This is a genomic window from Pantoea stewartii subsp. stewartii, assembly GCF_008801695.1.
In the GTDB taxonomy this organism is placed as follows: Bacteria; Pseudomonadota; Gammaproteobacteria; order Enterobacterales; family Enterobacteriaceae; genus Pantoea; species Pantoea stewartii.
In genome coordinates, this window is sequence record NZ_VZPF01000095.1 from 1 (window position 1) to 15803 (window position 15803).

Below are 15803 nucleotides of genomic sequence, written 5' to 3' on the forward strand. Positions count from 1 at the left end.
AATGGAGGCGAAGCGCCTCAAGGAGCCATGTCCGGTGTTTCACGCGATAGTGTCCATTAAAAAATGATGGACACTATTTTCCCGGAACCGGAGCCCGCTGCACAGACGGTTTAAATGTGACGCTTACGTTGCGAATGCAAAAACCTGCACAGGAAGCATAATCTTCTCTCACCAGAACGGTCTGCACAAACAGGTTTACCGTCTTGCCGAAAGGGCGATGTGCATCTGTGAGAGCGGTTTCTGGTCAGATGTGGTGAGAAAGAAATTTGGTTTGCGTTTCCGCCGTAAGCGGCGCTATTGCTCGTCTGTACAGCCTGATTTGCTTACGGTAGTTCCGCGGAAACCGGCATTAAGCGGTTGTCGCAGAATTGAGACGCTTAACGCATTGTTTTAAATGAAGTTGACGCGCCTTTACTTTACGTGTCGCTTATTTGCGACGTAAAGCGAGCGCTGTGTCGCATTATCCCGACAATTCCCAGGCAGCGCGCAAAGAGTGATAAAATTATTTATTGCTAATTCTTTGTTTTAATTTAATAAAAAAATAAAAAGCGCAACTGGCATGGATTATGCTATAATTAACGCGTAGATGCTCATTCCACCTCTTATGTCTGCTTCGGCTACATAAACCTGGGAATGACGCAGAGCCAATTTTGGGTACCTGTTGTCTGCCTGCCTGTATCGCGAAAGCCTTACAGGATTAACAGACACCACGTTGAGTCGGGTACCTCTCGGTTGTCAAACCGACCTGATTTTACACCTGCTTTCGGCAGGTGTTTTTTTTTGTCTCAACCTGTGGGCGTAAAAAAACCGGGCGAGCCCGGTTTTAACAGATCAGGCATCGGGATTGTTCTTCAGCGTCAGTAACAGACCTTCACGACGCATTTTTGCGGCGTCTTCCGGACGGCGCAGACGATCATACACATCCGCCAGCCAGGCGTAGTCAAAAGCGTAGGGGCGCTGTGCCAGCGCCTGTTGCAGGGCTTCCGCTGCCTGCTGCCATTCACCATGGCGCATCAGTAACTGACCCAGGGTGCTGTGCAGTAAAGGCGTGGCACCATGCTGCTTAATTTGCTGACGTAACGCTTTTTCCAGCGCTTCCGGGTTACCGCTTTTAAGGCGCGGCATCAACAGGACAAGACGATCGTCGTAATGACGTTTCAGCCCATCCAGCAGAATCTCCTGAGCGGTATCGTGATCGTCACACTCAATCAAATGGTCAATCATCGCCACCTGCAACGAGGTCTCATGGCGTGTTTTACGGCTCAGATTTCCCCACCAGCGTTTTAATCCCTCACTGCCCTGATCGGCCATCGCCTGATTCATCAGACCCAGCCAGGCCTGTTGTTGCAGTGCAGCGCGGTGCTCTTCACTGCCAATCTGCGTTTTTTCCATGGACGGGAGGATATCGAGCAGGGCGCTCCAGGCACTGGTACGAATATAGGCCTGCTCGGCCAGGCGCAGGACTTCCGGATGACGCGGAGCCACTTCGAGTAAACGATCAATACTGTGGCGGGCAGCGTGATCTTCATGTCGCGCCAGCTGGATGCGGGTTCGGGTAATCTCGACCGGGATAACATCATTACCAGCCAGTTCAGCTGCCCGTTCAAGATGCTGATTAGCCCGCATTTCGTCGCCTCGTTGCTGAGCCGCTTCTGCCGCGAGCAAATAGTTTGCGACAGGAACATCAGCATGGTCGGCGTCTTTGGACAGCAGCTTTTCTACCTGCCTGAAATCACCTTCTGCCAGTTTAAGCAGGGCGTTTTGTGTCTGGCGCTGTGCACGACGGCGCTTGCGTCCGGTAAACCAGCCACGGGTACGGGCACCCGTCCGAAACAGGCGACGCAGCAGCCACTCCACCGCCAGAATCACTAACAAACTGATAATCAGGATAATGGCAAGGCCGGTCACACTGGTTTCCACATTCCAGTTGTCGGTCTGGATCAGCACATAACCCTGATGGCCGGCAATCATCGGCCCCAGCACAATCCCTGCAATCAACAGGACAAAGAGGATAAATACCTTAAGCATGATCAGCCTCCCTGCTGGTTTGCGGCGGCAGAGGGTTGTGCCATCAGGTTACGCACGCGCGTTTGCATCAGTTGTTCAAGCAACGGCTGGCTTTCCAGACTGTCTGGCAGATCCATATTGATATCTTGCTGGCTAAGTTCATCCAACTGGGCCAGAAACGCTTTTGTCGAGGCATCGTTCGTATCATACCAGGCACGCACCCATGTTGAGACGGTTTCCAGCGACTGCTTGTAGATCTCCTCCTGATGACGCGGCACGGCCTGGGCCGCGATCAGCAGACGAGAACGAATGTTTTCGCGAAGGTAAACGTCCTGATTCGGGGCCAGTAAGGGCTGGGCAGTGTTGTCCCGGCGACGGATGGTAATAAAGTCATCCATAAAATTGTGCCAGCTCTTCACCAGGTTCTGACGCCATTCGCGAATAGAGCCAGAAAGTTCACCGTTGTCGCTGTCCATCGGCGCGTCATCGCTGTCGTTATCGGCCAGACGTAAATTATCCACGTTGTTTGATAGCTGATTAAGCTTCAGGATAATGCCGTCGTAGTCCACCTGGGAGATAGCCGAAAGCGTACTGATATCCTGCGTCAACGCGCGACGCACATTCATGACGCTGGGATCGTTCATATCTGCCAGGCTGGCATCAGCGCTTTTCAGCAACGCTGCGGCCGTGGTGACATCCTGATCGCTCCACAACTTACGACCCGCCAGTTTCACCAGATAATCTGCCTGAGCCACCAGCCAGCTGCGCACGTCGTTTCCTGAAATGGAGGCTAACTTTTCGCGCAACGCCTGCAGCGCTTTCTCAGAAGCCGCCTGTTGTGCCTGAGCGGTCTCTAACGTTTTTTCTGTGGTGCTCAGCTGCTGAGAAAGCTGCTGTTTATCGCTGTTTGCCTGCTGCTGTAGCTTGGCAAGCTGTTCGCTCAGACTCTGATTGGTTTGTGCCTGCAATTCGGCCTGGTGTTTATCGTTCAGGTATAAACCTGCGCCAATCGCCAGAGCGATGACGATCGCGACCGCTCCCAGGACCATGCCGCCGTTCTTTTGCTTGCGGGGTGGTTGTTCCTGAAGAGAAGCATCGCGATCAACCGCTGGTGTAGTTTCTTCAACCACGGCGGAGGTGTCTTTTTGTTCCGTCATATCTGGCACATCCCATTGTTAAGTTCAACATAACGCGCGCAGTAGCGCATCGTTATCGGCACCTTCGGCTACGTGAATATCCTGCCAACCAAGATTGGCGGCCACAGAAGCCAAACGTTCGCTGACGACAATCAGTCGGCAGCGGAGCAGCCATTCCTCGCGATCAACCTCGGGGAACAGCGAATACAGTTGATGCAACATTTCGCCGCTGGTGACGACCAGCGTAGAAACATGACGATCGCGCCAGCGGCGGCCTTCGATTGCACCGTCATAATGTTTTTGGCAGCGCTGATAACACTCGGCATAGAAGACCTGCGCGCCCCGTGCCGTCAACGTTTCTGACAGCAGTTCGCGGCCCTGATTGCCACGCAGGATAAGCGCGCGTTTACCTGACACCTGTTGCAACGTGGCCAGCTTGATCAGCGCCTCGCTGGTTTCCTGTGCATGAGGCCAGGTCACCTGTAAGCCACTCACTGTATGAAACGCTAACGCGGTACTGCGACCAATTGCATAATAGTCCAGGTCTGCGGGCCATGCTTTGACAGCATGCTGTGTATAGTGGATAACCTGCTGCGAGAGCAGAAAGACCATATCGCCCCGGCGCAGCGTGGTTAGCGAAGCCGGTAATGAGGGCAGGTCAGCTCCCGGCGCGAATTCGATCAGGGGCAGGCTCCACGCCTGTTTACCCTGGGCGTGCAGTCGGGAGACCAGCTCTGCCGCTGCGGGTTCCGGGCGCGTGACCAGAATCGTCATACGGGGGGTTGTCCCTGATAAACGTCGTGCAGAATTTCACGCGCGCCGTTGTTAAGCAGTTCTTCGGCCAGCGAGATCCCCATCTGCTCGGCCTGAGACCGTGGCCCGCGGCGCTCGCCGCTTACAACGGTACTGCCGTCCGGCGCGCCAACCAGACCCCGGAGCCAGATCTCATCACCATTCAGCACCGCAAAACTGCCGATAGGTACCTGACAGCCGCCTTCCAGACGGGTATTCATGGCGCGCTCAGCTTTGACACAGACAGCCGTATCATCATGATTTAGTGCCTGTAGTAACCCAATTAAGGTGCTGTCATCCAGGCGGCATTCAATGCCCACCGCACCCTGGCCGACGGCTGGCAGTGAAATTTCAGCCGGCAGGAGCTGGCGAATTCGCGCTTCCAGCCCCAGGCGGTTAAGGCCGGCGGCGGCAAGGATAATGGCGTCATAGTCGCCAGCATCAAGCTTACTTAACCGCGTGCCGACATTGCCGCGCAGCGAGCGAATGACCAGGTCGGGACGGCGTGCACTAATCTGACACTGACGGCGCAGGCTGGACGTACCAATCACCGCGCCATGAGGAAGCTCGTCGATCGACGCGTAATGATTTGAGACAAAGGCGTCGCGTGGGTCATCACGCTGGCAAATGGTGACCAGGCCCAGGCCTGCCGGGAACGCTACGGGCACATCTTTCATCGAATGCACGGCCAAATCGGCACGGTTCTCCAGCATCGCCTGCTCAAGTTCTTTGACAAACAGCCCTTTACCGCCCACCTTAGCCAGCGGCGTATCCAGGATGATGTCGCCTTTGGTCACCATGGGCACCAGTTCAACCTGTAAACCCGGATGGGCGCTCATCAAACGCTGCTGTACATATTGTGCTTGCCACATGGCAAGAGGGCTTTGTCGTGTAGCAATTCTGAAAATTTTGTTTAACATGCCGTTAACCATTTAGATCGTTCATCGAATATCCTATCATCGTTGAGGGAAGGCTGTCAGTTTCAACGGATTGAAAAGAACCGCCCGCAGATTAAACCTGAGATATCAGGCAGTAATCGCAGGCCGCTCGTTGGGTGTGCGAAAAGTAGACGAAACCGTGCTAAAATAGCGGTAGCGTAACTTTCTTTACGGTCAATCCGGCGAGTGATAGATTGATCACGTTTCCAGCAATAATCTGCACGACATCTTTATAATAAGTGGCAGAGAGCGGAAGCAGGGTGCTTAACTCCAGGACAACCAGGCGAAACGTCTTGTACCTCTATATTGAGACACTGAAACAGAGACTGGATGCAATTAACCAGCTGCGCGTAGATCGCGCGCTGGCTGCAATGGGACCCGCTTTTCAGCGAGTCTACAGTCTGCTGCCGATCTTATTACATTATCAACATCCGCTGATGCCGGGTTACCTCAAAGGTAACGTTCCACATGGCATCAACGTCTTCACGCCTGATGAAAACCAACTGCAGCTACTGGCCGAGTTAACAGGCGAGCAAGAACTTACCCTGGTTGACGCGCCAAAAGGCGAACTGCCCATTACCGGTATTTACTCGATGGGCAGTACCTCCTCTGTTGGACAAAACAGCGTGTCCGATCTGGATATCTGGGTGTGCCATCAATCCTGGCTGGATAATGAAGAGCGCCTCAATCTGCAGCGCAAATGTGCGCTGTTGCAAAAATGGTGCGCCTCCATGGGCATCGAAGTCAGCTTCTTCCTGATCGATGAAAACCGCTTCCGCCATAACGAAAGCGGGAATCTTGGCGGTGAGGACTGCGGTTCCACTCAGCATATACTGCTGCTGGACGAGTTCTACCGCACAGCCGTGCGCATGGCAGGTAAACGTATCCTGTGGAATATGGTGCCGGGCGAAGAAGAGCATCACTATGATGACTATGTGATGTCGCTTTACGCGAAAGGCGTGCTCACGCCCAATGAGTGGCTTGATTTAGGTGGCCTCAGTACCCTGTCAGCGGAAGAGTATTTTGGTGCCAGCCTGTGGCAGTTGTATAAAAGTATCGACTCACCTTACAAAGCAGTCCTGAAAACGTTGCTGCTTGAAGCCTACAGCTGGGAATACCCGGACACTAAACTGCTGGCGATGGACATCAAACAGCGACTGCACGATGGCGAGATCGTCTGTTTCGGTCTGGATACTTACTGCATGATGCTGGAGCGCGTTACGCATTATCTCACCAGTATCGACGATCAGCCGCGGCTCGATTTAGTACGCCGCTGCTTCTATCTGAAAGTATGCGAAAAACTCAGTACGGATGACCATCAGCAACGTAGCGGCTGGCGTCGTGAAATTCTGTCGCAGCTGGTGAAATCCTGGGGTTGGGACGACGAAAAGCTCGCTATTCTGGACAACCGTGCCGAATGGAAAATCGAACGCGTCCGCGAAGCGCATAATGAGTTGCTCGATGCCATGATGCAAAGCTATCACAATCTTATCCGCTTTGCCCGCCGCAACAATTTAAGCGTCAGTGCCAGCCCGCAGGATATCGGCGTGCTGACCCGTAAATTGTACGCTGCCTTTGAGGCTTTGCCGGGCAAGGTGACGCTGGTTAATCCGCAGATTTCCCCCGACCTGTCCGAATCCAACCTGACCTTTATTCATGTGCCGGCGGGCCGAGCCAATCGTCCAGGCTGGTATCTGTATAATCAGGCGCCGGATATGAGCTCGATCATCAGTCACCAGCCGCTGGAATATAACCGCTATCTCAATAAGCTGGTGGCCTGGGCATGGTTCAATGGTCTGCTGACCAGCAAAACCCGTCTGCATATCAAAGGCAACGAGTTGTGTGATCTGGCGCGCCTGCAGGAGCTGGTTGATGATGTCTCCAGCCATTTCCCGCTGCGCCTGCCTGCACCCACGCCCAAAGCGCTCTACAGCCCCTGTGAAATTCGTCACCTGGCGATCATCGTTAACCTTGAGCACGATCCGACCTCGGCGTTCCGTAACCAGGTGGTGCATTTTGATTTCCGTAAGCTCGATGTCTTCAGCTTTGGCCAGCAGCAGCAATGTTTAATTGGCAGCATTGACCTGCTGTACCGTAACTCATGGAATGAAGTGCGTACGCTGCACTTTAGTGGCGAACAGGCGATGATAGAAGGTCTGAAGACCATCCTGGGTAAAATGCATCAGGATGCCTCACCGCCAGATACGGTGGAGGTGTTCTGCTATAGCCAGCATTTGCGCGGCTTGATTCGTACCCGTGTGCAGCAACTGGTGTCTGAATGTATTGAACTGCGCCTTTCCAGTACGCGTCAGGAGCCGGGCCGGTTCAAGGCATTACGCATGGCCGGCCAGACCTGGGGACTGTTCTTTGAACGCATGGGGGTTTCGGTGCAGAAACTGGAAAACGCCGTTGAGTTCTATGGCGCCATATCCAATAACAAGCTGCACGGTTTGTCGATCAAGGTTGAGTCCAATCAGACGCCTTTGCCGCCGGTGGTCAATGGCTACGCCAGCGAAGGGATCATTCAGTTCTTCTTTGAAGACACCACTGACGATCGCGGTTTCAATATCTATATCCTGGATGAAAGTAACCGCGTTGAGGTCTACCACCACTGTGAAGGCAGCAAAGAAGAGCTGGTGCGGGATGTCAGCCGTTTCTACTCGTCGTCACACGATCGTTTTACCTACGGCTCAAGCTTTATCAATTTCAACCTGCCGCAGTTTTACCAAATCGTGAATGTGGGTGACCGTTATCAGGTGATTCCCTTCAGGAATCAGACATTAACGGCGCTGTGCGCCTCACAGCCCGATAACGACAACAATGACTATCAACCACGCTATCAGATGCACTGAGTTCTGCCGGAGGCTTGTGGCGCTCTGCCAGGGCCTGCCACAAGGCTTGCGTGAATTGCTGGGATTTCCTGTTGCTTTTCCAACTTCAACTGCGATGATAAGCATCCAGGACACAGGACATGAAGAGCATAAAGAATGAAGAAAGCGATAAGCCTGTTAGCAATGACACTGGCATTAACAAGCCTTGCAGGCTGTGGATTGAAAGGACCGCTCTACTTCCCACAGCAGGAAACGCCAAAACAAGCCGCGCCCACGTCAGCGCCCACGCAAAAGCAGAAAGCCGAGGCATCTAAAGCGGATGTGGGCGGTCTGGTGACCGGTGATTCAAGCTCACAAATGAAATAATTCTTATGGCGTATCCGGCGGAGCAAAAAATGCAGTTCTCCAAAATGCACGGTCTCGGCAACGATTTCATGGTTGTGGATGCTGTGACGCAAAACGTCTTTTTCTCGCCGGAACTGATCCGCCGGCTGGCCGATCGCCATTTAGGGGTGGGTTTTGATCAGCTACTGATCGTCGAACCGCCTTATGATCCCGATCTCGACTTCCACTACCGTATTTTCAATGCGGACGGAAGCGAGGTGGCGCAATGCGGTAACGGGGCGCGCTGTTTTGCCCGCTTTGTCCAGCTGAAAGGCCTGACCAATAAAAGCGACATTCGCGTCAGCACCCAGGCGGGCAGAATGGTGCTCAGCGTTACGCCCGACGAGCTGGTCCGCGTGAATATGGGGGAGCCCAATTTTGAGCCCCATCAGGTGCCTTTCCGCGCTAACAAGGCTGAAAACCTGTACCTGCTTCGCGTGGCGGAGCAGACGGTCATGTTTGGTGCCGTCTCCATGGGAAATCCCCATTGCGTGATTCAGGTCGAAAGCACCAAAACCGCACAGGTCGAGCTGCTGGGACCGATACTGGAAAGCCACGAGCGTTTTCCTGAGCGCGTCAACGTTGGCTTTATGGAAATCATCAACCCTGAACATATCCGGCTGCGTGTTTACGAACGTGGTGCGGGCGAAACGCAGGCGTGCGGCAGCGGTGCCTGTGCAGCGGTGGCCTGTGGCATTCAGCAGGGGATTCTGAGCCAGAAAGTGCGCGTTGATTTGCCAGGCGGTACGTTACACATCGCCTGGAAAGGTGCCGGACAGCCGCTGTTTATGACCGGCCCGGCCACACATGTCTACGATGGGTTTATTCACTTATGAAAAATGTCGAAGAGCAGGTGGAAAACACACCTCTGCTGGACGATGAGGCCGTCAGTGATTATCTGCGACAGCATCCTGATTTCTTTATGCGTAATGCGCGCCAGGTCGAACAGATGGCCGTACCGCATCCGGTTCGCGGCAGCGTTTCGCTGGTGGAATGGCACATGGCGCGCCAGCGCAACCATATTCAACGGCTGGAAGAAGAAATCACCTTGCTGATGGAGCAGGCCACGGCGAACCAGCAACTTTTTGCCCGCCTGCTTGCACTGCAAAGCCATCTTGCCGCCGCGAGTTCACTGCAGGATATGCTGAACCGCTTGCATCGCTGGGCGCGTGAGCTGGGCCTGGCCGGGGCCAATATCCGCCTGTTTAACGATAAGTGGCGGCTGGGTGCGCCCTCTGATTTTGTGCAGCTTGGCCTGGCGCGCCAGGCCTTTGAACCGCTGCGCATTCAGCGCTTCGGTAATGAACAGCACTATCTCGGCAGTATTAATGGCCCCGAACTGCTGCTACTGCTGCCCCAGGCGAAAGCCATCGGCTCGGTGGCCATGTCACTGATGGGCGAACAGGGTGAACTCGGCATCATCATGTTCAGCAGTCGCGACAGCCTGCATTATCAGTCGGGCATGGGAACCTTACTGCTACAGCATCTTTCGCAGATGATGCCGGAATTACTGGAACGTTGGGTGGAGCGCGCATGAGCAGCGTGCTGCAGGAGGCCGTTGACGGATTTCTGCGCTACCTGAAGGTTGAGCGCCAGCTCAGCCCGTTAACGCTGAGCAGCTATGCGCGCCAGCTAGAGGCGTTGGTGAGCATCGCCGATGAAATGAAGGTCGGCGCATGGTCGCAACTCGATCCCGCCATGGTACGCAGTATGGCTGCCCGCAGCCGTCGGGCAGGCCTGGCCGCCAGCAGTCTGGCGCTACGGCTTTCGGCGCTACGCAGTTTTCTTGACTGGCAGGTGAGCCAGGACATGCTGCCCGCCAACCCGGCGAAAGGCATTGCCACACCGCGTAATGGCCGCCATCTGCCCAAAAATATCGACGTCGATGAAGTTAATCAACTGCTGGAAATCGATCTTAACGATCCGCTGGCAATACGCGATCGTACCATGCTGGAAGTGATGTACGGCGGAGGGCTTCGCCTGTCCGAACTGGTCAATATGGACTGCCGCCATGTTGATCTTGAGGCGGGAGAAGTCTGGGTATCAGGAAAAGGCAATAAAGAGCGGCGCGTACCGATTGGACGCACAGCGGTCAACTGGATTAAGCAATGGCTGCCGCACCGTCTCGCCTTTAACGCCGACGACGATGCGCTGTTTCTCTCCAGCCGGGGCAAGCGCATCTCTGCCCGTAATGTTCAAAAACGTTTTGCCGAATGGGGCATTAAACAGGGCGTGAACAGCCATATTCATCCGCACAAGCTGCGTCACTCCTTTGCAACCCATCTGCTGGAATCCAGTGGCGATCTGCGCGCGGTGCAGGAACTCCTTGGTCATGCCAACCTGTCGACGACGCAAATTTATACCCACCTTGATTTCCAGCACCTGGCTTCGGTGTATGATGCTGCGCATCCCCGCGCCAAACGAGGAAAGAGTGAATGAAGTTCTATCGCCCGCTGCGTGCCATCAAAGCGATCACCTTTGATTTAGACGACACGCTGTATGACAACTATCCGGTCATACGTAAAACCACAGAAGCATCGCATGCCGCTCTGCAGGCTTTTCATCCTGCAGTGCGTGACGTGACGCCGGATGATGTGGCGACGCTGCGCAATCAACTGCGACTTCGTGAACCTGACATTTATCACGATGTGACAGAATGGCGCCGTCGTACGATAGAGCTGCTTATGACTGACGCGGGCTTAACGGCAGCAGACGCGACAGCGGGCGCCGCCCAGATCATGGAGGTGTTCCATCACTGGCGCAGCCAGGTGGCGATGCCGGCGGAAACCCATGACACGTTGAAAGCGCTGGCGAAAAAAGTCCCGCTGGTAGCGATTACGAATGGTAACGCGCAGCCTGAAAAGCTCGGCCTGTCAGCCTACTTCCAGTTTTCACTGCGTGCTGGCCCAGACGGGCGCGCGAAGCCGTGGCAGGATATGTATCACCTTGCCGCGCAACGCCTGAATATCGCCCCGGGCAGTATTCTTCACGTCGGTGACGATCTCACTACGGATGTGGCCGGCGCGTTACGTTATGGCATGCAAGCCTGCTGGATTAACCTGCGTGAGGGGAATCTGATGCACATTGACGATGCCCGTCTTCTGCCCCACGTTGAAATTTCACAGTTGGCATCACTGACCTCGCTGTTATAATGGCTGTAAATTTATCCAGTCTTATGCTTCGCATTCTCTGACTTATTGGTGCTTATGGACGTTTCTGAACTGCTCGACGGGTTGAATGACAAACAGCGTGCTGCCATTGCGGCACCGCGCAGCAACCTGCTGGTGCTGGCGGGCGCGGGCAGTGGAAAAACACGCGTTCTGGTGCACCGCATCGCCTGGCTGCTGTCCGTTGAAAACTGTTCACCTTATTCCATTATGGCGGTGACCTTTACCAACAAGGCGGCGGCAGAGATGCGTCACCGTATTGAGCACCTGATCGGCACCAGTCAGGGCGGTATGTGGATTGGCACGTTTCACGGCCTTGCGCACCGTCTGCTCCGTGCGCATCATCTCGACGCGGGGCTGCCGCAGGACTTCCAAATCCTCGACAGTGAAGATCAACTGCGCCTGCTCAAACGCCTGATTAAGGCGATGAATCTGGATGAGAAGCAGTGGCCTGCGCGTCAGGGCATGTGGTACATCAACGGCAAGAAAGATGAAGGTTTACGGCCGAAGCACATTGAAAGCTATGGCAACCCGGTAGAACAGACCTGGCTGCGCATTTATCAGGCCTATCAGGAAGCCTGCGATCGTGCCGGGCTGGTCGATTTTGCCGAGTTGCTGCTGCGGGCCCATGAACTGTGGTTAAACAAGCCCCCTATCCTGAATCACTACCGTGAGCGTTTCAGCAATATTTTGGTGGATGAATTTCAGGATACGAACAACATTCAGTATGCCTGGATTCGTATGCTGGCGGGCGACAGCAGCAAAGTCATTATCGTCGGTGATGACGATCAGTCCATCTATGGCTGGCGCGGGGCGCAGGTTGAAAATATTCAGCGCTTCCTGACGGATTTTCCCGGTGCCGATACCATTCGTCTTGAGCAGAATTACCGCTCCACCAACACGATTCTGAAAGCCGCTAACGCCCTGATTGCCAATAATAATGGCCGACTCGGCAAAGAGCTGTGGACCGATGGCAGCGATGGCGAGCCGGTCTCGGTTTACTGCGCCTTCAACGAGCTGGATGAGTCGCGCTTTGTCGTCAATCGCATTAAAGCCTGGATGGAAAATGGCAATGCGCTGGCCGATTGCGCGATTCTTTACCGCAGTAACGCCCAGTCGCGCGTGCTGGAAGAAGCCCTGCTGCAGGCCAGTATGCCCTACCGGATTTACGGCGGCATGCGCTTCTTCGAGCGCCAGGAAATTAAAGATGCGCTGGCCTATCTGCGTCTGATAGCCAACCGCAACGACGATGCGGCTTTCGAGCGCGTGGTCAATACGCCCACACGTGGCGTGGGCGATCGTACGCTGGATGTGGTGCGTCAGACGGCCCGCGAACAGCAGATCACCTTATGGCAGGCAACGCGTGAACTCCTTCAGTCACGCGCGCTCGCCGGCCGTGCCGCCTCTGCCCTGCAACGTTTCTGTGAGCTGGTGGATTCACTGGCAAGCGAAACCGCCGAAATGCCACTGCACGTGCAGACCGATCGGGTCATCAAGGATTCCGGTCTGTGGCTGATGTACGAGCAGGAAAAGGGTGAAAAGGGCCAGGCGCGTATCGAAAACCTTGAGGAGCTGGTGACAGCCACGCGCCAGTTTAGTTATCAGGATGAAGATGAAGACCTGATGCCGCTTCAGGCCTTCCTGTCGCATGCCGCGCTGGAAGCCGGCGAAGGGCAGGCGGACAAATGGCAGGATGCGGTACAACTGATGACGCTGCACTCTGCGAAAGGGCTGGAGTTCAGTCAGGTATTTATCGTCGGCATGGAAGAAGGCATGTTCCCCAGCCAGATGGCCCTGGACGAAGGCGGACGGCTGGAAGAAGAGCGCCGCCTGGCTTACGTTGGCGTCACACGTGCCATGATGAAACTGACGCTGACGTACGCGGAAACCCGCCGTCTGTACGGAAAAGAAGTTTACCATCGCCCCTCGCGATTCATCGGTGAGCTGCCCGAAGACTGTATTGAAGAAGTCCGGTTACGCGCCAGCGTTACGCGGCCGGTCAGCCATCAGCGCATGGGCACACCGATCAGCAAAAGCGACACGGGGTTCTCTCTGGGACAGCGCGTTCGTCACGCGAAGTTTGGTGAAGGCACCATCGTGAATCTGGAAGGTAGCGGGGAACACAGCCGCCTTCAGGTGGCATTTCAGGGGCAGGGGATCAAGTGGCTGGTGGCTGCCTACGCCAAACTGGAAACCGTCTAGCCGCCGGTTGACGACTTTTTCGTCTCAGCGTAACATGCGCGCACTATTATCATGAGAGGACAATGCCTTGGACACGCCCAGTCGATGCTGGCTCATTAACCTGGTTTTCAGGAATAACATCTAAGGCTATCTCATTACGCTGGTAGCCTTAGCGGTTATCAGCGACCTCCCTTTTTGATCCGTCGCACGAGTCAGCACTGATTTATCGTTTCTCCGTGTTCAGGTTCGCGGTTATCTGTTCCGACCGCCTTACAGCGTTGTCCCATAAAGTCTGCAATGGGGAGTCTTGCTATGCTGAGCGCATTTAAACTTGATAACAGTCGCCTGACGCGTCTGGAACTGGAAGAAGAAAGCGATAAACTGACCACGTCAGTGTGGGTTGACCTGGTCGAGCCTGAGGAAGGCGAGCGCGACCGTGTTCAGTCCGAGCTGGGGCAGAGCCTGGCCACGCGCCCTGAGCTGGAAGATATCGAAGCCTCAGCGCGTTTCTTCGAAGATGAAGATGGCCTGCACATCCACTCCTTTTTCTTTTTTGAAGATGCCGAAGATCATGCCGGCAACTCGACGGTCGCCTTTACGATTCGCGAAGGACGCTTATATACACTGCGCGAGCGGGAGCTTCCTGCCTTTCGTCTTTACCGCATGCGAGCCCGCAACCAGACGTTGATTGACGGTAACGCTTACGAGCTGCTACTCGACCTGTTTGAGACCAAAATTGAACAGCTGGCGGATGAGATTGAAAACATCTATAGCGCGCTGGAAAAGCTTAGCCGCGTGATTATGGAAGGTCAGCAGGGCGAGGAGTACGATCAGGCGCTGTCGCGGTTAGCTGAGCTGGAAGATATCGGCTGGAAAGTGCGCCTGTGTCTGATGGATACGCAGCGAGCGCTTAACTTCCTGGTACGAAAAGCCCGTTTGCCAGGCAATCAACTGGAGCAGGCGCGCGAAATCCTGCGGGATATCGAATCGCTGCTGCCTCACAATGAGTCCCTGTTCCAGAAGGTCAACTTCCTGATGCAGGCGGCGATGGGCTTTATTAATATTGAGCAGAACCGCATCATCAAGATCTTCTCGGTGGTTTCCGTGGTTTTCCTGCCGCCAACGCTGGTGGCCTCCAGCTACGGCATGAACTTTGAGTTTATGCCTGAACTGAAATGGAGCTTTGGCTATCCCGGTGCGATTTGCCTGATGATGCTTGCCGGTCTGGCGCCTTATCTTTATTTCAAACGCAAGAACTGGCTGTAATCGTCTGTCAGGGCCGGTCAACCGGCCCATTACTCTGGCCTGCTGGCACAATTCTGCGTAATCTACCTGCTCCATTTTCACAAAAAATTAACTTTTATGGCCTCTCTTTCATTGCGCGTGCAGTGGTTACTGTTGTTGGTCGCATCGGTATTACTTGGCGCACTCTTCCAGTATTTTCATGTTCCGGCCGCCCTGTTACTGGGCCCGATGATTGTGGGCGTGATGATGGGGTTATCCGGTGCCACATTGCGCATCCCTAAGCGGCTGTTCCTGCTGTCGCAGGCGGTACTGGGCTGTATGATTGCGCAGAGCCTGTCACCGTCGATTTTAACGCCGCTGTTACAGGACTGGCCCGTCGTGGTAGCGGTACTGCTGCTGACTCTGGCGGCCAGCGGTGTGTCGGGCTTTTTGCTGGTTCGGTTTAGTCAGCTTCCCGGCCCGACCGGCGCGTGGGGATCGTCACCTGGTGGTGCTTCTGCCATGGTGGCGATGGCGGGAGAATTCGGCGCGGATGTGCGTCTGGTCGCCTTTATGCAGTATCTGCGCGTTCTGTTTGTGGCGGGCGCGGCGGCAATGGTGGCTCGCATCGGCCTGGGCGATGGCGCTCATGCAGGATCACTGGTGTGGTTTCCTGCACTGAACAGCGGTTTTCTGCTGACGATTTGCCTGGTGTTCGGCAGCGCCTGGCTGGGCCCCTGGCTACGCATTCCGTCCGGCGCGTTGCTGGTGCCTGCGCTGATTGGCGCTACGCTGCACGCTACCGGAACAGCCGTGCTTCAGATGCCTGAATGGTTGCTTGCCCTGGCGTACGCCCTGATCGGCTGGAGTGTAGGGCTGCGCTTCACCCGACCCATTTTCAAACTGGCGCTGAGCACCCTGCCGCAAATGCTGCTGTCCATTTTCGGCCTGATGCTGCTGTGTGGCGGACTGGCGTGGATGTTGACGCGCGTACTCCATATTGACCTGATGACCGCGGCTTTGTTGAATAAATCGAACTTTTGCTGAGTTGCAGGATCAGATCACGCATAATCCTGATAATGCAGGCAGTTCCGTGGCTAAGCAGAAATTCAAAATCACCAACTGGTGCAACTACAACAAGGC

Annotated in this window: 14 protein-coding genes; 10 read left to right on the forward strand and 4 right to left on the reverse strand. The window is 54.9% G+C overall.

From position 1 onward, the window contains the following. Positions 1 to 831 precede the first annotated feature (831 nt). The 4 genes from hemY to hemC are packed head-to-tail and all read right to left on the reverse strand — an operon-like array spanning position 832 to position 4855. Positions 832 to 2028, reverse strand: a complete 1197-nt coding sequence (gene hemY / locus F7Q90_RS21665; protein WP_006121443.1) for a protoheme IX biogenesis protein HemY — start codon at positions 2026 to 2028, stop codon at positions 832 to 834. A gap of 2 nt (positions 2029 to 2030) precedes the next feature. Then, positions 2031 to 3164, reverse strand: a complete 1134-nt coding sequence (gene hemX / locus F7Q90_RS21670; protein WP_006121444.1) for a uroporphyrinogen-III C-methyltransferase — start codon at positions 3162 to 3164, stop codon at positions 2031 to 2033. Positions 3165 to 3188: 24 nt separating this feature from the next. After that, positions 3189 to 3917: a uroporphyrinogen-III synthase gene (hemD, locus tag F7Q90_RS21675; RefSeq protein WP_006121445.1), complete on the reverse strand. Its 729-nt coding sequence runs from the start codon at positions 3915 to 3917 to the stop codon at positions 3189 to 3191. Then, positions 3914 to 4855, reverse strand: a complete 942-nt coding sequence (gene hemC / locus F7Q90_RS21680; protein WP_006121446.1) for a hydroxymethylbilane synthase — start codon at positions 4853 to 4855, stop codon at positions 3914 to 3916. The genes hemD and hemC overlap by 4 nt, the downstream gene beginning before the upstream one ends. Before the next feature lie 311 nt (positions 4856 to 5166). On the opposite strand from hemC, the gene F7Q90_RS21685 reads away from it, so the two are divergent. From F7Q90_RS21685 to F7Q90_RS21725, 10 genes are all read left to right on the forward strand, one after another. Then, a complete protein-coding gene (locus F7Q90_RS21685) occupies positions 5167 to 7725 on the forward strand; it encodes a class I adenylate cyclase (protein WP_006121447.1) in 2559 nt (852 codons plus the stop codon). A gap of 135 nt (positions 7726 to 7860) precedes the next feature. Beyond that, a complete protein-coding gene (gene lptM, locus F7Q90_RS21690; protein WP_006121448.1) occupies positions 7861 to 8070 on the forward strand; it encodes an LPS translocon maturation chaperone LptM in 210 nt (69 codons plus the stop codon). A 29-nt stretch (positions 8071 to 8099) separates the two neighbouring features. Further along, positions 8100 to 8924, forward strand: coding sequence for a diaminopimelate epimerase (dapF, locus tag F7Q90_RS21695; RefSeq protein ID WP_006121449.1), 825 nt, complete (start codon positions 8100 to 8102; stop codon positions 8922 to 8924). Beyond that, positions 8921 to 9625 (forward strand): DUF484 domain-containing protein, encoded by a 705-nt coding sequence (locus F7Q90_RS21700; RefSeq protein ID WP_006121450.1) that lies wholly within the window; start codon positions 8921 to 8923, stop codon positions 9623 to 9625. Before dapF ends, F7Q90_RS21700 begins: the two co-directional genes overlap by 4 nt. After that, positions 9622 to 10527: a tyrosine recombinase XerC gene (gene xerC, locus F7Q90_RS21705; protein ID WP_006121451.1), complete on the forward strand. Its 906-nt coding sequence runs from the start codon at positions 9622 to 9624 to the stop codon at positions 10525 to 10527. The genes F7Q90_RS21700 and xerC overlap by 4 nt, the downstream gene beginning before the upstream one ends. After that, the gene (yigB, locus tag F7Q90_RS21710; RefSeq protein WP_006121452.1) at positions 10524 to 11240 is read left to right on the forward strand and encodes a 5-amino-6-(5-phospho-D-ribitylamino)uracil phosphatase YigB; all 717 of its coding nucleotides are present in this window, start codon (positions 10524 to 10526) and stop codon (positions 11238 to 11240) included. The genes xerC and yigB overlap by 4 nt, the downstream gene beginning before the upstream one ends. 54 nt (positions 11241 to 11294) lie before the next feature. Then, a complete protein-coding gene (uvrD, locus tag F7Q90_RS21715) occupies positions 11295 to 13457 on the forward strand; it encodes a DNA helicase II (RefSeq protein ID WP_006121453.1) in 2163 nt (720 codons plus the stop codon). A 67-nt stretch (positions 13458 to 13524) separates the two neighbouring features. Further along, on the forward strand, positions 13525 to 13581 hold the full coding sequence (ysgD, locus tag F7Q90_RS27950; RefSeq protein WP_349887138.1) for a YsgD/CorL family protein: 57 nt from the start codon (positions 13525 to 13527) through the stop codon (positions 13579 to 13581). 167 nt (positions 13582 to 13748) lie between these two features. After that, positions 13749 to 14702, forward strand: coding sequence for a magnesium/cobalt transporter CorA (gene corA / locus F7Q90_RS21720; protein WP_006121454.1), 954 nt, complete (start codon positions 13749 to 13751; stop codon positions 14700 to 14702). A gap of 96 nt (positions 14703 to 14798) precedes the next feature. Further along, positions 14799 to 15707, forward strand: a complete 909-nt coding sequence (locus tag F7Q90_RS21725; protein WP_237166089.1) for an AbrB family transcriptional regulator — start codon at positions 14799 to 14801, stop codon at positions 15705 to 15707. Positions 15708 to 15803 lie beyond the last annotated feature (96 nt).